The 18,173-nt window shown below is 66.3% G+C and carries 13 protein-coding genes and 1 tRNA gene; 10 read left to right on the top strand and 4 right to left on the bottom strand.

Going from position 1 to position 18,173, the window contains the following annotated elements:
- The first annotated feature begins 75 nt into the window (after positions 1 to 75).
- Complete coding sequence (locus G3O06_RS11100; protein ID WP_059649338.1) at positions 76 to 906, top strand: undecaprenyl-diphosphate phosphatase; 831 nt, start codon at positions 76 to 78, stop codon at positions 904 to 906.
- 167 nt (positions 907 to 1,073) lie between these two features.
- Positions 1,074 to 1,150, top strand: a tRNA-Arg gene (locus G3O06_RS11095).
- A 51-nt stretch (positions 1,151 to 1,201) separates the two neighbouring features.
- Here G3O06_RS11095 and glmS read toward each other — a convergent pair.
- Both glmS and G3O06_RS11085 read right to left on the bottom strand, forming a co-directional pair.
- Positions 1,202 to 3,019, bottom strand: a complete 1,818-nt coding sequence (glmS, locus tag G3O06_RS11090) for a glutamine--fructose-6-phosphate transaminase (isomerizing) (RefSeq protein ID WP_205816041.1) — start codon at positions 3,017 to 3,019, stop codon at positions 1,202 to 1,204.
- Between the two features lie 49 nt (positions 3,020 to 3,068).
- Positions 3,069 to 4,148 (bottom strand): hypothetical protein, encoded by a 1,080-nt coding sequence (locus tag G3O06_RS11085; RefSeq protein WP_174969448.1) that lies wholly within the window; start codon positions 4,146 to 4,148, stop codon positions 3,069 to 3,071.
- 1,326 nt (positions 4,149 to 5,474) lie between these two features.
- On the opposite strand from G3O06_RS11085, the gene wecB reads away from it, so the two are divergent.
- The 6 genes from wecB to G3O06_RS11055 all read left to right on the top strand — a co-directional run bounded on the left by wecB (position 5,475) and on the right by G3O06_RS11055 (position 14,196).
- Positions 5,475 to 6,692 (top strand): UDP-N-acetylglucosamine 2-epimerase (non-hydrolyzing), encoded by a 1,218-nt coding sequence (gene wecB, locus G3O06_RS11080; RefSeq protein WP_174917753.1) that lies wholly within the window; start codon positions 5,475 to 5,477, stop codon positions 6,690 to 6,692.
- A gap of 814 nt (positions 6,693 to 7,506) precedes the next feature.
- Positions 7,507 to 7,968, top strand: coding sequence for a (2Fe-2S)-binding protein (locus G3O06_RS11075; RefSeq protein WP_174917754.1), 462 nt, complete (start codon positions 7,507 to 7,509; stop codon positions 7,966 to 7,968).
- On the top strand, positions 7,965 to 10,289 hold the full coding sequence (locus G3O06_RS11070) for a molybdopterin cofactor-binding domain-containing protein (RefSeq protein WP_205816040.1): 2,325 nt from the start codon (positions 7,965 to 7,967) through the stop codon (positions 10,287 to 10,289). Before G3O06_RS11075 ends, G3O06_RS11070 begins: the two co-directional genes overlap by 4 nt.
- 72 nt (positions 10,290 to 10,361) lie before the next feature.
- Positions 10,362 to 11,129, top strand: coding sequence for a class II aldolase/adducin family protein (locus G3O06_RS11065; RefSeq protein WP_174983278.1), 768 nt, complete (start codon positions 10,362 to 10,364; stop codon positions 11,127 to 11,129).
- 108 nt (positions 11,130 to 11,237) lie between these two features.
- Positions 11,238 to 13,067, top strand: a complete 1,830-nt coding sequence (locus G3O06_RS11060) for an acyl-CoA dehydrogenase (RefSeq protein WP_205816039.1) — start codon at positions 11,238 to 11,240, stop codon at positions 13,065 to 13,067.
- 148 nt (positions 13,068 to 13,215) lie between these two features.
- The gene (locus G3O06_RS11055; RefSeq protein WP_174983281.1) at positions 13,216 to 14,196 is read left to right on the top strand and encodes an NADPH:quinone oxidoreductase family protein; all 981 of its coding nucleotides are present in this window, start codon (positions 13,216 to 13,218) and stop codon (positions 14,194 to 14,196) included.
- 70 nt (positions 14,197 to 14,266) lie between these two features.
- Here G3O06_RS11055 and G3O06_RS11050 read toward each other — a convergent pair whose 3' ends face one another.
- The gene (locus G3O06_RS11050) at positions 14,267 to 14,911 is read right to left on the bottom strand and encodes an SGNH/GDSL hydrolase family protein (protein ID WP_205816038.1); all 645 of its coding nucleotides are present in this window, start codon (positions 14,909 to 14,911) and stop codon (positions 14,267 to 14,269) included.
- A gap of 22 nt (positions 14,912 to 14,933) precedes the next feature.
- The gene (locus G3O06_RS11045) at positions 14,934 to 15,470 is read right to left on the bottom strand and encodes a PadR family transcriptional regulator (RefSeq protein WP_205816037.1); all 537 of its coding nucleotides are present in this window, start codon (positions 15,468 to 15,470) and stop codon (positions 14,934 to 14,936) included.
- Between the two features lie 149 nt (positions 15,471 to 15,619).
- Between G3O06_RS11045 and G3O06_RS11040 the strand changes: the two genes are divergently transcribed.
- Positions 15,620 to 17,644, top strand: coding sequence for an NADPH-dependent 2,4-dienoyl-CoA reductase (locus G3O06_RS11040; RefSeq protein ID WP_205816036.1), 2,025 nt, complete (start codon positions 15,620 to 15,622; stop codon positions 17,642 to 17,644).
- Between the two features lie 49 nt (positions 17,645 to 17,693).
- Entirely contained in the window at positions 17,694 to 18,134 is a 441-nt protein-coding gene (locus G3O06_RS11035; protein ID WP_174983286.1) for a nuclear transport factor 2 family protein, read from the top strand.
- Positions 18,135 to 18,173: the final 39 nt, after the last annotated feature.

The following is an 18,173-nucleotide window of genomic DNA, read 5'->3' as shown; positions in this document are numbered from 1 at the left end:
GGGGCGCGTTTTTTCGGACGCGCATCGCGTCGTCCGCTTTTCTTCCCGCTCAATCTTCACTATAAGGACCGACGCGTGAGTCTCTGGTTTCTGGTATTCCTGAGCGTCCTGCAGGGCGTCACCGAACTCTTCCCCGTCAGCAGCCTTGGCCATACACTGCTTGTGCCGGCGCTGTTCGGCATGCACATCGACAAGCACGCACCGCAACTGCTGCCGTTCCTCGTCGCGCTGCACCTCGGCACCGCGCTGGCGCTGCTGTGGTACTTCCGCGCGCGCTGGATCGCGCTGATCAGCGGCTTCTTCGCGCAGCTCGGCGGCCGCAAGAACGACGACGGGCACCTGATGTGGGCGCTCATCATCGGTACGATCCCGACCGGCATCGTCGGGCTGCTCCTCGAGAAGCGCATTGAGCGCGTGTTCCACGACCTGCGGATCGTCGCGATCGCGCTGATCGTGAACGGCGTGCTGCTGTGGCTCGGCGATCGCATTCAGCGCAGCCGCGCGCATCAGGCGCCGGAGAAGATGACGTTCAAGCAGGCGTTCTTCGTGGGCCTCGCGCAGATCGGCGCGCTGATCCCGGGCTTCTCGCGCAGCGGGCTGACGATGATCGCCGGTAATGCGGCTGGCCTGACGGCGGAGAAGGCCGCGGAATTCTCGTTCCTGCTCGGTACGCCGATCATTTTCGCAGCGGGTGTGCTTGAGCTGCCGAAGCTGTTCCATGCGCGCGACCAGCTCGCCGATGCGCTGCTCGGCGGCGTGTTGACGGCGATCGCCGCGTACCTGAGCGTGCGGTTCCTGATGCGCTATTTCGAAGGGCGTGGCCGGCTGGCTTCGTTCGGCGTGTATTGCGTGATCGCCGGTGTGTTCTGCCTCGGCTGGTTCATGCTGCATCCGCAGCCGGTTTGATGCTGCGGTGGCCCATCTCGCGTGATGTGACGCGATGATCGGGTATAATTTCGGGCTCGGCTTCATGCCGGGCCCGTTTTGCTTCTGGGCTTCGAGTTGGGTGGTTCTGCTGTCGATCGAAGCCTTGCGTCAAATGCGGCCCGTGTTGGCCGTGTCTTTCTCCCCGACCGCCCTTAGCTCAGTTGGATAGAGCAACGGCCTTCTAAGCCGTAGGTCACACGTTCGAATCGTGTAGGGCGGGCCAGCTACATCCTTCAAAGACCTTCACCAGTCCGCCCCGGGTTACCCAACCCCCTCACTCCACCGTCACCGATTTCGCCAGATTCCTCGGCTTGTCGATATCCGCGCCACGCAAACACGCCGCGTGATACGCGAGCAACTGCAACGGCACGACGTGCAGGATCGGCGACAACAACCCGTAGTAATCCGGCATCCGCAGTACCGACACACCTTCGCCGTTGTCGATCCGCGTATCGGCGTCGGCGAACACGTAAAGCTGCCCGCCGCGCGCCCGTACTTCCTGCATGTTCGACTTCAGCTTTTCGAGCAGCGCATCGTTCGGCGCGATCGTCGCGACGGGCATCGTGTGCGTCACGAGCGCCAGTGGCCCGTGCTTCAACTCGCCCGCGGGATACGCCTCTGCGTGGATATACGAAATCTCCTTCAGCTTCAGCGCACCTTCGAGCGCGATCGGGTAGTGCAGCCCGCGCCCGAGAAACAGCGCATTCTCGTGTTGCGAGAATTCCGCCGCCCAGCGCTCGATCTGCGGCTCGAGCCCGAGCACATCCTCGAGCGCGTAGGGCAGGCGCCGCAACTGCATCGTGTAGCGCGCGAGCTGCGCATCGTCGACGTAGCCGCGCAGCCGGCCGAGCGTGACGGCGAGAATGAACAGCGCGACGAGCTGCGTCGTGAACGCCTTGGTCGACGCGACGCCGATTTCCGGGCCGGCCCGCGTCAGGAAGCGCAGGCCGGTCTGCCGCATCATCGCGCTGGTCGGCACGTTGCAGATCGCCAGCGTGTCGATATGGCCGAGCGCTTGCGCGTACTTGAGCGCGGCGAGCGTGTCGGCGGTCTCGCCGGATTGCGATACGCTCACCACCAACGTATTCGGCGTCGCGAGCGCGTCGCTGTAACGGTATTCGCTCGCGATCTCGACCTGCGCCGGCACGCGCGCGATCGTTTCGAGCCAGCGGCGCGCGGTCAGGCCGGAGTAGTGACTCGTGCCGCACGCGAGAATCAGCACGTTGTCGATCTGCTCGAACGCCCGCGCGGCGTCGGGGCCGAACACGGCCGGATCGAACAGCCCCGCATCCGGAATGGTCGCGGCCACGGCCTGCGGCTGCTCGAAAATCTCCTTCTGCATGAAATGCCGGTACGGCCCGAGTTCGACCACGGCCTCGGCGGAGGAAATGGTTTGTACCGCGCGCTCGACCGGTGCGCCGCCGCGATCGAGCACGCGCACGCCGCCCGGCGTCAACTCGACGATGTCGCCTTCCTCGAGGAAGATGAAGCGGTCGGTGATGCCGGCAAGTGCGAGCGCGTCCGAGGCAAGAAAGCATTCGCCGTCCTTCACGCCGACGACGAGCGGCGAGCCGACCCGCGCGCCGATCAGCCGCTGCGGCTCGTGCTTGCTGAACACCGCGATCGCGTAGGCGCCGTGAAGCTGCGACGTTGCCGAGCGCACGGCGGCGAGCAGGTCGCCTCGATACTTGCTGTGGATCAGGTGCGCGACGACCTCGGTGTCGGTCTGACCATCGAATTCGTAGTGTTCGTCTGAAAGTTGCTTGCGCAACGTTTCGTGGTTCTCGATGATGCCGTTGTGCACGAGCGCGATTTCGTCGCGCGAGAAGATCGGATGCGCGTTGCAGGTTGCCGGCGCGCCGTGCGTTGCCCAACGCGTGTGCGCGATGCCGGTGCTGCCGGTCAGCCCGGCGGTGCGCACGTGCGCGTCGAGATCGGCGACGCGCGACACACTGCGCTCGCGACGCGCCTGGCCGTCGACGACCGTCGCCACGCCGCATGAATCGTAGCCGCGATACTCGAGGCGACGCAAACCTTCAATCAGAATCGGGACGATGTCCCGTTGCGCGACCGCGCCGACGATGCCACACATGACACGTCTCCTTCCCTTTTAGCCATCATGAACCGCGTGCACCGTTGCATCAGCGCGATGCGGTTACCGTTGCCGTTGCCGCCGCCGTCGTGAATCCGCATCGAGCGGGTATTACGGGGGCGGCCATCCGGCTTTCGAATGCCAGATAAAGCGACTCCTCCAGTACGTTCCAGTGTGCGCCGTGCCGGTATGGCCCCGATCGCGCTTGCCAGCAGGCGACCGTGCCCCAATCGTTCATCTTGACCGCGACCAGCGCGATCAAGCCCCATGGATAGTCGGTATTGGCGAGTTGCTGCCAGCTCTTGGCGTACTTCCGTATCCACTGCGTATAGATCGTCTCGCCGGATTGTTCGGGTACCTGAATACTGGACAGGAGCGGGAGGATCTGCGCGATCTTCGCCGGATAGAAACTCGAATCGCTGACCTGCTGCGTGCTGGCGCGAAAGCCGGATCCCGTGCCGCGCCAGAACACCTTCAGAATCGCGGATGCAAGCCGGTCGGCGCGCTGGCTCCACGGGCCCGCATGCGTGTAGTCGGCGCGCCGGACGTAGTGCGCCGCGAGGGCCTGGAACGCGCTGTGTACCTCGACGTTGTCCATCAGCAGCGCGACGTGCAGCGACGACGAGATCTGATAGACGCCGGAGGGCTTGTCGAGCAGCGTGTCCAGATGCATGCCGGCGCGGTTGAGGCTGAGTTCCCACGCGGCGGGCAAGCCATCGGCCGGTGCGAAGCGGGCGAGCAATTCGATCCAGGTCGCCATCATCGCGTCGTCGGTTTCCGCGTCGGCGCATGCACGGTAGCGGCCGTTCTTCACGCAGTAGCGATCGAAGCCGCCATCCGGGCGCTGGCGTGGCAGCAACCATGCGATCCACGCGAGTGCAGCCTGACGTGCGTCGAGTTGCGCGTCGGACGCGGCGAGCAGCGCCTTCGCCGCGAAATACGGATCGATGCCGATGCCGTTCAGGCGCACGGTGATCGCACCGTCGGCGCGCTGGTACAGCCCGTTGAGCCGGAGTTCGGCGGCGCTCGTGTGCAGCGCGAAGCCGCACGCGGCGATACAGCAGGCGACGAGCGCGACGGTGGCCGCTACGCGCGAGCGTGCGGTCTGGCAAAGCGCGGGCCGTTTCATGATCTTGGGCTCCTGCGCGGCAGTCCTGTGTAATCGTCGCCGGGTGCGGCGTTGGCCGCGTCGCGCCCGGCGAGCGTGTCGACGTTGTGGCTCGGTTCACCGTGGCGCTGGTGAACCCGAGGCTGGTACCGATATTTGCGTTCACGAGCCGGCTCTTTACATCGGAGCCGGAGCCCGGCTCGCGGATCGCGCGTACTTCGACGGGACACGTCGGCACGTGCGACGCGCAGGAGCGCTCGTCTTTCGCTCCAGGCAGGACGTGTCGCGTTTCCTTCCGGCTTCGCTGCTTGGGCGTCCCCGTCCGTCTACTGTCTGGCGAGTGCTTTGGGGCACACCTGACCGTCATTAAGCAAGGCGTGAGCCATCGTCCGCGATGCCGCGCGCAGCAAGGGACGGGGGCGGAGGCTGGCGGCGTGGCGCAAACGAAGGCGGCGGATTTTGATTCATCGAAGAATCAGCGTGCGCGCAGGCCGAATGCCCGCGCGCGACCGGTGTTTCGCCCCGCACGCGTGATGCGGCGAGCGAATTGTCTGCCGAACCTGTGCGGCCTTGGCAGCACGATTCGACGCGGTGGTGCGCCTCAAGCCGTTCGTTGCGTGTGCATCGGCCGGGATGCCGGCGCGTTCCATGCGTTCGATGCGTTGCATGAACCGGATCCCGATGTAACGGCCCCGTTCCGGATCTGCGTTACACATTCGCAACATTTCCGACCCGCGCGATTCGTGCGACGTGAGCGACGTTGCGTGTCGGGTAAATCCCTCGGGTACGACCGCGGCCGTGCGGTCGACTGCGCCGCCTGCTGCACAGACAAAAGTGGCGGATCGAGGAAACGCAACGCGCTTCGCCAGATGCGTGAGATCCGCTGCGCAATCGACGCTCGACATGCGCGCGCGATTCGTCGGACGACGCCGCCGAGGAACCGTGCGACAGCCCGGATGTTTGCCTGTATCGCGCTTGACCGGCGATGCGACACGCGTAGCAGTTGTGAAACATTCCTACGCGCGACGCATGGGCGCGGCGCATGCAGTGTGAATCGGACACGGCCGCAGGGCGGCTGGTTTGAATTTTGCTGTAGCGGAAGGGACGGGACAAACAGACGTGACGCGTGGCCAAGCGAGGAACGACTCATGACCTGACTGATCAAGTGCAACGGGACGCCGGTAGTACGACGATTCGCGTGGCGTAGACCACGCGGACAGGGCGGCGCGCTCGCTCCACGACACCGCAACGTGTCGACTGCGTGCGAGTACGGGAGGTGCCGTCTGAATACATGCTTCGCGCCACGAGCAGGGTCATTCAGCGCGAAATGGCTCAACGAGGATAACGATGAAAAAGATTTTGCTTGTGTTCGGGACTCGGCCGGAGGCCATCAAGATGGCACCGCTGGTGCGTGCATTGAAAGCACAAGCGGGTGTCGACGTCAGGGTATGCGTGACTGCGCAGCACCGCGAAATGCTCGATCAGGTGCTGACGCTGTTCGACATCAAGCCCGACTACGATCTCAACGTGATGCGGCAAAGTCAGACGCTGACCGACGTGACGACCGGCATTCTGCAGGCAATCGGCATCGTCTTCGACGAATTGCGTCCGGACGTCGTGCTTGTCCACGGCGATACGACGACCACGCTCGCGGTCAGTCTTGCGGCGTTCTACCGCTATTTGCCTGTCGGGCACGTCGAGGCCGGCTTGCGCAGCGGCGACATCTGGTCGCCGTGGCCGGAGGAGTTGAACCGCCGCGTGACCGACGCGGTGTCGTCGTGGCATTTCGCGCCGACCGGGCAGGCACGCGACAACCTGCTCAGCGAGGGCGTGCCGGGCGGGGCAGTCGTGCTGACGGGCAACACCGTGATCGATGCGCTGCACGAGGTCAAGCGCATGCTGGACTGCACCACCGCACTGACGGAAAAGGTCGCCGGACAGTTTCCGTTTCTCGACCCGTCGCGTCGCGTCGTGCTGATCACCGGGCATCGAAGAGAAAGTTTCGGCGAGCCGTTCCAGAATTTCTGCGACGCACTGTGCACGCTCGCGAACCGCTATCCCGACGCGCAGTTCGTCTATCCGCTGCACATGAATCCGAACGTCCGGGAGCCGGCGCGGGCTCGGCTCGGCCACCTGTCGAACATCTACCTGATCGAGCCGCAGGAGTATCTGTCGTTCGTATTCCTGATGTCGCGCGCGCATTTCATCATCACCGATTCGGGCGGCATTCAGGAAGAAGGGCCGGCGCTGGGCAAGCCGGTGCTGGTCACGCGCGAGACGACGGAGCGGCCCGAGGCGATCCAGGCGGGCACCGCGCGGCTCGTCGGCACCGATCAGGAGCGGATCGTGTGGGAGGCGTCGCGGCTGTTCGACAGCGAGAGCGCTTACGGGGAAATGGCGCGCGCGAGCAATCCGTATGGCGACGGTCATGCGAGCGAGCGGATCGTTCATGCGCTGATGCGCAATCCTGGGGTGCCCTCGAAGGCGACGAGCTTTTCGATGGGGGCGTCGGAGATGCCGTTCAATCCGCTCACGCTGGGGTTGCAGGCGTTGAGGTCGCGGTGAGCGTGGTGGGGCAGCCGCGTGCCGGGCGAGCGGGATGCCCGGCGATCGCTTGAGTGCGGATCGAGGCCACGCAGTATGACCGCGCGACCGGGAGGATTGCGTTCGATTCTGGCGGCGCCCTGAAGAATGCCGCGATCGCCATCTATCGTTTCAGGAACCACAAGAAGGCTGTAGCGGACGTGGTCCGGATGTAACGAAGCACCGCCGCTAACTGGCAGCACCTTGATTCGCGGGACGCCCCGTCCGGGCGTGTCGCTCGAATTACTTGGGCACGCACAACGTCCTTCGCGGATTGAGCGGCTGCCTCGCGTCGCCATCGCGCCGCTCGCCGGGACCGGCTCGTCAGTCGGTCCCGCCCGCATGACGCTCGTCATGCGTCGTCGATTCCCGTTCGACATTTCCCCCGGTTTGCCACGTCCGTACCGACACGTGCCTACGGCGCAAAACTGCCGCACATCAGTTAGAGTTGGAGCCCGGTCCATTCTGCATACGATTCTGGCTTCCCGGAGCGATGTCGATGCCGCCGGGGCCGAACCTGGCACGCAGGTGTCGCAACCCGAGTTGCCGTTTCTGGCAGTCCCGACATGGTCGCGTTGCCTGAGTGACGGTTTGCATGGGGCAGAATCCGGGCTGGCGCGTGTCCGCTATCCATCCTCAGCCAGCCGCACCGAAACAACGCATTGACCGCCGGTTCTGCCGGCGGAGCAGTCCACAAGACGGCACCGGGCCGGCGCAGCAGAACGCACCCGCTACCGTTTGAATCCCCACCCGGCACCCGTGGTGCGATGCGGGCGCCTCGACCAGGAGGTGAACGATGATCACGCTGACCGTCAACGGTAGCGAGCAGCACTTCGACGGCAATCCCGACATGCCGTTGCTCTGGTATCTGCGCGATGTCCTCGGCCACACCGGCACCAAGTTCGGCTGCGGCATGGCACTGTGCGGCGCGTGCACCGTGCACCTTGACGGCGTCGCGATCCGGTCGTGCATCACCCCGATCGCGGCCGCTTCCGGCAAGCGCGTGACGACGATCGAGGGACTGTCGACCGATCTGACCCATCCGGTGCAGCAGGCCTGGCAGGAACTGAATGTCGCGCAGTGCGGCTACTGCCAGTCCGGGCAGATCATGCAGGCCGCGTCGCTGCTGAAGACGAATCCCCATCCGACCGACGCCGACATCGACGATGCGATGTCCGGCAACATCTGCCGCTGCGGCACCTACACGCGCATTCGCGCGGCGATCCGCCTGGCCGTGCGCCGCGGAGGTGCCGCATGAGCGCGCCCGAACTCTCCGTCCAGAACGAAAGTCGCCGTGCGTTGCTGCTCGGCTTCGCATCCGGCGGGCTGCTGCTCGCATTCGGCGTACCGTCGCTCGTGCGTGCGGCCGTGCCGGTGCAACCGCCCGTCAGTGCGAATCCGCAGTACGGCGGCGCGGGGATGCCGCACGGGTTGCGTGACGATCCGCACCTGTTCGTCGCAATCGCGCCGGATGGCACGGTCACCGTGACCTGCATCCGCTCCGAGATGGGGCAGGGCGTGCGCACGAGCGTCGCGCTCGTGGTGGCGGATGAGTTGGGCGCGGACTGGGCGCGCGTGAAGGTTGCGCAGGCCGTCGGCGACGAGCCGCGCTACGGCAACCAGAACACCGACGGGTCGCGCAGCCTGCGCCAAAGCTTTGCCGCGTTGCGCCGCGCGGGCGCGGCCGCGCGCACGATGCTCGAACAGGCCGCCGCCGCGGCGTGGGGCGTCGATGCGCGTCAGGTCAAGGCGACGGTGCATGAGATCGTCGACACGAAGAGCGGGCGCAAGCTCGGCTTCGGCGAACTGGCGGCGAAAGCCGCTGCGCTGCCGGCGCCGGATCCGGCAACGGTGGCACTGAAAGCGCCGGCGGAATTCCGCTATATCGGCAAGGGCGAAACGGCGCTGATCGACGGACGCGACATCGTCGGCGGCCGCGCGCATTACGGAATCGACACGCGGCTCGACGGGATGTTGTATGCGGTCGTCGCGCGCCCGCCGGTATACGGAGACACGGTCGCGTCGTTCGACGCATCGACCGCGGAGAAACTGCCGGGCGTCGTCAAGGTCGTGCAGCTCGCGTCAACACCGCTGCCGTCCGGTTTCCAGCCGCTGGGCGGCGTCGCCGTCGTCGCGCGCGATACGTGGACAGCGATCCAGGCACGCGCGCAACTGAAGATCGACTGGAAGCGCGGGCCCAATGCGAACTACGACTCGGCTGCGTATCGCAAGACGCTCGAGGCGGCTGCCGCGCAACCGGGCGACGTGATCCGCCAAGACGGCGACGCGGCGGCGGCACTCGCCGGTGCCGCGAAACGCGTGCGGGCGACGTACTACATTCCGCATCTCGCGCACGCGACGATGGAGCCGCCAGCAGCCGTCGCGCGCGTGGCAGACGGACGCTGCGAAGTGTGGACCTGCACACAGGCGCCGCAGACCACGCGCGACGAGGTCGCGAAGGCGCTCGGCTTGCCGGCGGAGCGCGTGACGGTCAACGTGACGTTGCTCGGCGGCGGCTTCGGCCGCAAGTCGAAGCCGGACTACGTGGTGGAGGCGGCGCTGCTGTCGAAGGCGGTCGGCGCGCCCGTCAAGCTGACGTTCACGCGCGAGGACGACATCGCGCACGACTATTTCCATGCGGTGTCGCTCGAAGCGTTCGACGGAGGAATCGATGCGTCGGGGAAAGTGGTCGCGTGGCAGCATCGCACGGTCGCGCCGTCGATCCAGTCGACGTTCAGGGCCGGTGTCGTGCACGAGCAGCCGGGCGAGCTCGCGCAGGGGATCGCCGACCTGCCGTTCGCGATTCCGAACGTGCGGATCGAGAATCCGGCCGCGCAAGCGCATACGCGGATCGGCTGGTTCCGCTCGGTCTACAACATCCCGCATGCGTTCGGCATCCAGAGCTTCGTGTCGGAGCTGGCTCACGCGGCCGGTCGCGACCCGAAGGATTTCCTGCTCGAACTGATCGGGCCCGCGCGGCGGTTCGAGCCGCACATCACGGTGAAGAACGCGAACTACGGCGAGGATCCGGCGCTGTATCCGGTCGATACCGGGCGGCTGCGGCGCGTGGTCGAGACGGTCGCGCGTGAGGCCGGCTGGGGGCGCAAGCTGCCGAAAGGGCACGGGCTCGGAATCGCCGCGCATCGCAGCTTCGTGTCGTACACGGCGGCGGTGTGCGAGGTGCAGGTCGATGCCGACGGCACGATCACGGTGCCGCGGGTCGATATCGCGATCGACTGCGGGCCACAGGTCAATCCGGAGCGCGTCCGTTCGCAGCTCGAGGGCGCGGTGGTGATGGGGCTCGGCATCGCGCTGCATGGCGAGATCACGTTCAAGGACGGCCATCCGGAGCAGAGCAACTTCAACGGCTTCCAGGTGCTGAGAATGAACGAAGCGCCGCGCGAAATCCGCGTGCATCTCGTTGCGCCGGACGATTTTGCAACGCCGCTCGGCGGCGTGGGCGAGCCGGGCCTGCCGCCCGTCGCGCCGGCACTGACCAACGCGATCTTCGCGGCGACCGGCACGCGCATCCGCAGCCTGCCGGTTGCCGATCAGCTCGCGAAGCCGCACGCCGGTTGACGCACAATATCCCCCACACCGGGCCGAATCATGCGGCCCGGTACATATCGACCCCTGAGCAAGGAGCGTGACGTGACCTCATCCGAAGTCAGTGTGAAGCAGTCGGTTTCCCCCGCCGAATGGGAAGCGCGAGTCAATCTCGCGGCGGCCTATCGCCTCACCGCGCTGTTCGGCTGGGACGATCTCGTGTTCACTCATATTTCCGCGCGCGTGCCCGGCCCGGAGCATCATTTCCTGATCAACCCGTACGGGATGATGTTCGACGAGATCACGGCATCGTCGCTGGTGAAGGTGGATCTCGACGGACGCAAGGTGTCCGAATCGCCGTACGAGATCAACCCGGCCGGCTTCACGATCCACAGCGCGGTGCACGCGGCACGCGACGACGCGCTGTGCGTGATGCATACGCATTCGATCAACGGTGTCGCCGTGTCGGCGCAGGAAGGGGGCTTGCTGCCGCTGTCGCAGCAGTCGCTCGGCGTGCTGGCGTCGCTCGGCTATCACGACTACGAGGGCATTGCGCTCAACGAGGGCGAGAAGGCGCGCCTCGTGCGCGACCTCGGCGCCAACACGAACCTGATGCTGCGCAATCACGGCCTGCTGACCGTCGGCGCGACGCCGGCAGACGCGTTCGTCGCGATGTACTTCTTCGAAGCGGCCTGCATGATCCAGGTCCGCGCGCAGGCCGGCGGCTCGGCGCTGCTGCCGATCGCGCAACCGATTCTCGACGGCATCAAGCAGCAGATCGCCGCGGTGACGCGCGGGATGGGCGCCGGCGCACTCGTCTGGCCTGGCTTGCTGCGCCGGCTCGATCGGCGCAATCCCGGTTACGCGGACTAGCGTATCCGTCGTTGTTGTTTGCGAACGACCGTGCTAAATTTCTGCCAGCACTTGCAGTCACGGAACCCTTCATTCGGCTGACGAAGCCGGCACCTGGGAGGCAGCACGATGAGCTTGTTGTTGTCGCGACGCGATCTCGCGTTCCTGCTGTATGACTGGCTCGACGCGGAAGCGCTCGTTGCGCTGCCGCGTTACGCCGAGCACAGTCGCGAGACGTTCGACGCGGTGCTCGACACCAGCGAGCGAATTGCGGAGGACCTGTTCGCGCCGCATGCGGCGCGTGGCGATCGCGAAGAGCCGCAGTTCGACGGCGAGCGCGTGACGTTGATCCCGGAAGTCGAACCGGCCGTGCGCGCCTTCGCGGACGCCGGGCTGATCGCCGCGGGCCATGACGAAGCGCTCGGCGGCATGCGCTTGCCGAAGCTGGTCGAAGCCGCGTCGTTCCTGTTCTTCCAGGCCGCGAACATCGCAACGGCCGCCTATCCGTTCCTGACCGTCGCCAACGCGAACCTGCTCGTCGCGCACGGCAGCCCCGCGCAGATCGACGCGTTCGTTCGCCCGGAACTGGAAGGGCGCTACCTCGGCACCATGTGCCTGTCCGAACCGCAAGCCGGTTCGTCGCTGTCGGACATCGTGACGCGCGCGGATTTCGAAGGCGACTCGCCGCTTGGCCCGCGCTACCGGCTGACCGGCAACAAGATGTGGATCTCGGGTGGCGAACACGAACTGACGGAGAACATCGTCCACCTCGTGCTCGCGAAGATTCCCGACGAACATGGCCGGCTGCTGCCCGGCACGCGCGGCATCTCGCTGTTCATCGTGCCGAAGTACCTGCCAGGCACCGACGGCACGGCGCAGGGCGAGCACAACGACGTGGTGCTCGCCGGGCTGAACCACAAGATGGGCTACCGCGGCACCACCAACTGCCTGCTGAACTTCGGCGAAGGCACGCGGTACCGCCCGGAAGGGCGGGCAGGCGCGATCGGCTATCTGGTCGGCCAGCCGAACCACGGCCTCGCGTATATGTTCCACATGATGAACGAGGCGCGCATCGGCGTCGGCGCGGGCGCGGTGGCGCTCGGCTACACGGGTTATCTGCACGCGCTCGATTACGCGCGGAACCGGCCGCAAGGGCGCCCGCTCGGGCCGGCGGGCAAGGATGCCGCCGCGCCGCAAGCGCCGATCGTCGAACATCCGGACGTGCGGCGCATGCTGCTCGCACAGAAGGCCTATGTCGAAGGCGGTCTCGCGCTGATCCTGTACTGCGCGAAGCGGGTCGACGAAGCGCGCGCGCACGACGACGCGGAGGTGCGCGCCGATGCCGCGCGCCTGCTCGACATCCTGACGCCGATCGCGAAAAGCTGGCCGTCGCAGTGGTGTCTCGCTGCGAACGACCTCGCGATCCAGGTGCACGGCGGCTATGGCTATACGCGCGATTACGCGGTCGAGCGGCTCTATCGCGACAATCGGCTCAATCCGATTCACGAAGGCACGCACGGGATCCAGGCGCTCGACCTGCTGGGCCGCAAGGTCGCACAGGACGATGGCGCATCGCTGCGCGCACTCGACGCACGAATCGGCGCGACCGTTGAACGTGCGCGGACGCTCGATGCCGGCCTGCGCGAGCAGGCCGATGCGCTGGCGCAGCGCTGGGCGCGGCTGGTCGAGGTCACACGGCAACTCGGTGCGATCGGCGATCCGCAGGCGCGGCTCGCGAACGCGAGCGTCTATCTGGAAGCGTTCGGCCATCTCGTGGTTGCGTGGTTGTGGCTCGACGTGACGCTAGCCGCGCACGGGAAAGCTGATGATTTCCACGACGGCAAGCGTGCGGCGGCCCGCTATTTTTTCAACTGGGAATTGCCGAAAGTGGATGCGCAGCTCGATCTGCTCGCGAGCGTCGACACGACGACGCTCGACATGCGCGACGCGTGGTTCTGATCATTGCTTCACCGACCTTCCGGAACGCAGACGATGTCGCGGATGCCGATTCCGTCGGCTGTTGCGTATTCGTCGTGAACCGGCCGTGCGGGCGTGCCCCGCAGGATGACTCGATGCGCGGCCACGCCGCACAAGGAGAGAGACGAACATGAAAGCCCTGTTGTGTACCGCATTCGGCCCGATCGACAGTTTGCGCATCGAGGACGTAGCGATTCCCGAACCGGCCGCGGGCCAGGTCCGGGTTCAGGTGAAGGCCGCGTCGCTCAATTTCCCCGACGCGCTGATCGTCCAGGGGTTGTACCAGGTGAAGCCGGCGCTGCCGTTTTCGCCGGGCGCGGAATTTGCCGGCGTGATCGACGCGGTGGGCGAGGGCGTGACCGCGTGGCGGCCGGGCGATTCGGTGGTCGCGTTCACCGGGCACGGCGGGTTCGCGCAGCAGTGCGTGGCCGACGTGCACCAGATTGCCGCGTTGCCGCCGGGCATGACATTCGAGCAGGGCGCGGCGCTCGTGCTCGCGTACGGCACGTCGCTGCACGCATTGCAGCAGCGCGCGCGGCTGCAGCAGGGCGAGACGTTGCTCGTGCTGGGCGCGGCGGGCGGCGTCGGGCTCGCGGCGATCGAGATCGCGAAGGCGCTCGGCGCCCGCGTGATCGCGGCGGCATCGAGTGCGGACAAGCTGGCACTGTGTCGCGAAGCGGGCGCCGACGAGACGATCGACTATGCGACCGAAGACCTGCGCCGCCGTGTGGACGAATTGACCGGCGGGCGCGGTGCGGACGTCGTCTACGATCCGGTGGGCGGGGCTTACAGCGAGGCGGCGCTGCGCGCGACCGCGTGGCATGGCCGGTTCCTCGTGGTCGGTTTTGCGGCCGGCGAGATCCCGAAGATCGCGCTGAACCTGGCGCTGCTCAAGGAGCGCGACATTCTCGGCGTGTTCTGGGGCGATGCGGTGCGCCGCGATCCGAAGCAGCATGTCGCGAACATGCGCCTGCTTGCCGAATGGTTCGCGGCCGGCAAGGTGCGACCCGCGATCACCGAGCGCGTGTCGCTGGCCGGCGCGGCCGATGCGATCGCGCGGATGGCGAACCGGCAGGTGAAGGGGAAGGTGGTGATCCTGCCGGACGCCTGACCGGTTTCCCGTGCGTGGCGCGCCGCGTTCCGGCACACGCCGTGCGGCTGCGGTTCGGCGCTCGTGCGCGTTACGCGATCTGCTGCAGAAGGGCCGCGACCCGCTGCCCGAGCGCGCGATGCTGATCGGCCGCGAAGTGGACGCCGTCCACCGGGCTCACCTCGATGATCGCGCCGGCATCGAGAAAGTGCGCACCGGCGTCGCTTGCCACCTGTTCGTACCGCTTCGCGAGCTGCCGCGACTTCGCTGCGCCGCCCGCGAAGATCTCGCCGAGGAAGCCGACCTCGACGATCGGGGCAGGTGCCATCAGCACGAGCTTCGGTGATGCACCGGAGGGGCCGCCGCGGCATGCAGCGATCTCGGCCAGCAGCACGCCGACCGACGTCGCGATGTCGGCGGGCGTGACCGAGAAGCGTGTCTTCAGATCGTTCGTCCCGAGCATCAGCACGACGACATCGACGGGCAAGTGGCTTTCGATGCACGCGCGCAGATACGACAGACCGTTCTTGTGCCGGCCTTCGATCGGATCGTCATGCACGGTCGTACGCGCGGGCAACCCTTCCTCGATGACCCGCCAGCTCGCACCGAGCGTTTGCGCCAGCACGCCGGTCCAGCGTTCTTCGTGTGCAAACCGCTCCAGTACGCCGGCGCGCGTCATCGGGCGTGTGCCATGCGTGTTCGAATCTCCGTAGCAGAGCACGGTTTTCTGCGTCATCGTCATTTCCTCCGTCAGTCGTTCAGTCTTTCGGCAAGCGCAGCACGTCGAGCGCCTGCTGCGAATATTCGACCCAGAACCGCTCGTTCGCGATGCCGGCCTGCAGGACCAGGTGCTGAAGGCGCTGCGTGCGCGAATCGACGTCTTCCGGAAAATCGCGCGCCTCGATCTGCAGATACAGGTCGAGCTTCTCCTGGTGCAGCGCGATGCGCCGCCTGATTTCGTCCTCGAGGCCGGCCGGGCCGAGCACCGCTTCCGCACGCAGGCGCACCATCAACGCTTCGCGCAGCGGCGTCGGATCCTCCTGTTCGGCGATCCAGCGCCGCAACTCCTTCTTGCCGGCCGGCAGGATCCGGTACGCACGTTTGCGGCCGCGCCCCGATTCGGCCGGCAGCGATTCGATCCAGCCCGTTTCCTCGAGACGCCCCAGCTCGCGATAGATCTGCTGGTGCGTCGCCTGCCAGAAATAGCCGATCGAGCGATCGAAGCGGTCGGCGAGCTCGGAGCCTGAACCGGGGCGTTCGGCGAGAGCGGTGAGGAGTGCGTGGGGCAGGGACATGTCGGATCGAGGAGGCCGCAGAATGAACCGCATCTTGCCATATCGGGGCCGCAGTACAAGATGAGGGATGCGTTTATGCAACGGGTTGCATAAACGAAAGTGGTGGACTAATATCTGCGCAACTTGTTGCATAAAAATGGAGACTCCCCATGACATCGCGTTATCCGCATCTGACGACCCCGCTCGAGCTCGGCTTCACGTCGCTCAGGAACCGTGTGCTGATGGGATCGATGCACGTGGGCCTCGAGGAAGCGCCGAACGGCTTCGAGCGGATGGCGGCGTTCTATGCGGAGCGTGCGCGAGGCGAGGCCGGCCTGATCGTCACCGGCGGATTCGCACCGAACGAACGGGGCCGTCCGGCGCCGGGCGGTGCGATGCTGACGACCGAAGCGGAAGCCGAGCGTCATCGTGTCGTGACGCGTGCGGTGCACGCGGAGGGCGGCAAGATCGCGCTGCAGATCCTGCATTTCGGGCGCTACGCGTATCATCCGGCGCTCGCTGCGCCGAGCGCACTGAAAGCGCCGATCAACCCGTTCACACCGCATGCGCTGAGCAGCGATGAAGTCGACGAGACGATCGCCGATTTCGTGCGATGCGCGGCGCTCGCGCAGCATGCGGGCTACGACGGGGTCGAGATCATGGGGTCGGAGGGCTACCTGATCAACGAATTCATCGCCGCGCGCACGAACCATCGCGACGACGCATGGGGCGGCGCTTACGAGAACCGCATCCGTTTCCCGGTCGAGATCGTGCGGCGCGTGCGAGAGCAGGTCGGCACGAACTTCATCGTGATCTACCGGCTGTCGATGCTCGATCTCGTCGAAGGCGGCTCGACGCTCGACGAGGTGATCCGGCTCGCGCAGGCGATCGAGGCGGCCGGTGCGACGATCATCAATACGGGCATCGGCTGGCACGAGGCGCGCATTCCGACCATCGCGACGAAGGTGCCGCGTGCCGCGTATGCATGGGTCACGCGGCAGTTGATGGGCAAGGTCGGCATCCCGCTCGTCGCGACCAACCGGATCAATACGCCGGAAGTCGCCGAGCAACTGCTCGCCGATGGCTATTGCGACATGGTGTCGATGGCGCGGCCGTTCCTCGCCGATGCCGAGTTCGTCCGCAAGGCGCGGGAAGGGCGCGCGGACGAAATCAACACGTGCATCGGCTGCAACCAGGCGTGCCTCGACCATACGTTCAGCGGCAGGATCACGTCGTGTCTCGTGAATCCGCGCGCGTGCCATGAAACCGAGCTCGTGATTCGCCCCGCGCAGCAGCGCAAGCGGATCGCCGTGGTCGGTGCCGGGCCGGCGGGCCTCGGCTTCGCGGTCACGGCCGCCGAGCGTGGTCATGCGGTGACGCTGTACGAAGCCGGCGCCGAGATCGGCGGCCAGTTCAACATCGCGAAGAAGGTGCCCGGCAAGGAAGAATTCAACGAGACGCTGCGCTATTTCCGCCGGCAGATCGAACTGCGCGGTGTGACGCTCCACCTCAATACGCGTGCGAGCGCCGAGATGCTGTTGCAAGGCGAATTCGACGAAGTCGTGATCGCGACGGGCATCGTGCCGCGTACACCGCCGATCGACGGCGTCGCGCATGCGAAGACGCTCGGTTACCTCGACGTATTGCGCGACGACAAGGCCGTGGGCCGCAGCGTTGCAATCGTCGGCGCCGGCGGCATCGGCTTCGACGTCGCGGAATATCTCGTTCATCGCGCGGGCAGCGAGCATGTCGACTCGGACCGCTTCTTCGCCGAGTGGGGTGTCGACCCGTCGTATGCGAATGCTGGCGGCCTGCGCCATGCGCGGCCGGAGCCGGCGGTGCGGCAAATCCAGCTGCTGCAGCGCAAGGCGTCGAAGGTCGGCGACGGGCTCGGCAAGACCACCGGATGGATCCATCGCACGGGGCTCAAGGCGCGCGGCGTCGGGATGTCGTCGGCGGTGACCTACCGGCGTATCGACGACGACGGTTTCCACGTGACGATCGACGGCGTCGAGCAGACGCTGCCGGTGGACAACGTCGTGATCTGCGCGGGGCAGGAGCCGTTGCGAGAACTGGCGGAGCAACTGGAGGCCGCCGGGCGCAAGGTGCATGTGATCGGTGGTGCGTACGAGGCCGCCGAACTCGATGCGAAGCGCGCGATTCACCAGGGCACGACGCTTGCCGCCACCCTTTGAGCTTTGAGACCGATTCGCTTTTTTCTGCCCGACGATACAGGAGTCTTCGATGACGAACGCACCGCTGCATCTTCAACCCGCCGTCGCGCAATCGCTCGACAAGTGGCATGCGATGATCGAGCGCAAGGATTTTGGCGCACTGGAATCGATCGTCCATCCGGACGCCGTGTTCCGTTCGCCGATGGCGTTCAACCCCTATGGGCCCGCGCCCGCGCTGTTGCTGGCGTTGCGCACGGTGATCACGATCCTCGAGAAGTTCACCTACTACCGCCAGTTCGTCACCGACGACGGCAAGAGCGTGGTGCTGGAATTCAGCGCGGCCGTCGGCGACAAGGCGCTGAAGGGGATCGACATGATCCGCTTCGACGACGAAGGGCGGATCGTCGAATTCGAGGTCATGATCCGGCCGTTCAATGCGCTGCAGGCGCTCGGCGCGGAAATGGGCGCGCGGCTCGCGCAGCAGTTGCCGGCGTTCAAGATCGGCGGCTAGGTCGGGCCCCGGGTATCCCGGTTCCCGACCCACCGCATG

Source organism: Burkholderia sp. Ac-20345 (assembly GCF_017104825.1).
Classification (GTDB): Bacteria; Pseudomonadota; Gammaproteobacteria; order Burkholderiales; family Burkholderiaceae; genus Burkholderia; species Burkholderia lata_B.
The sequence above is the reverse complement of the archived record's forward strand: the minus strand, read 5'-3'. Positions and strand labels throughout refer to the sequence as shown.

Bases quoted from the DNA above. Each gene is read 5' to 3' on its own strand.
- glmS (WP_205816041.1), bottom strand. From the start codon at position 3,019: ATGTGTGGCATCGTCGGCGCGGTCGCGCAACGGGACATCGTCCCGATT.
- G3O06_RS11085 (WP_174969448.1), bottom strand. From the start codon at position 4,148: ATGAAACGGCCCGCGCTTTGCCAGACCGCACGCTCGCGCGTAGCGGCC.
- wecB (WP_174917753.1), top strand. From the start codon at position 5,475: ATGAAAAAGATTTTGCTTGTGTTCGGGACTCGGCCGGAGGCCATCAAG.
- G3O06_RS11075 (WP_174917754.1), top strand. From the start codon at position 7,507: ATGATCACGCTGACCGTCAACGGTAGCGAGCAGCACTTCGACGGCAAT.
- G3O06_RS11070 (WP_205816040.1), top strand. From the start codon at position 7,965: ATGAGCGCGCCCGAACTCTCCGTCCAGAACGAAAGTCGCCGTGCGTTG.
- G3O06_RS11060 (WP_205816039.1), top strand. From the start codon at position 11,238: ATGAGCTTGTTGTTGTCGCGACGCGATCTCGCGTTCCTGCTGTATGAC.
- G3O06_RS11055 (WP_174983281.1), top strand. From the start codon at position 13,216: ATGAAAGCCCTGTTGTGTACCGCATTCGGCCCGATCGACAGTTTGCGC.
- G3O06_RS11050 (WP_205816038.1), bottom strand. From the start codon at position 14,911: ATGACGCAGAAAACCGTGCTCTGCTACGGAGATTCGAACACGCATGGC.
- G3O06_RS11045 (WP_205816037.1), bottom strand. From the start codon at position 15,470: ATGTCCCTGCCCCACGCACTCCTCACCGCTCTCGCCGAACGCCCCGGT.
- G3O06_RS11040 (WP_205816036.1), top strand. From the start codon at position 15,620: ATGACATCGCGTTATCCGCATCTGACGACCCCGCTCGAGCTCGGCTTC.
- G3O06_RS11035 (WP_174983286.1), top strand. From the start codon at position 17,694: ATGACGAACGCACCGCTGCATCTTCAACCCGCCGTCGCGCAATCGCTC.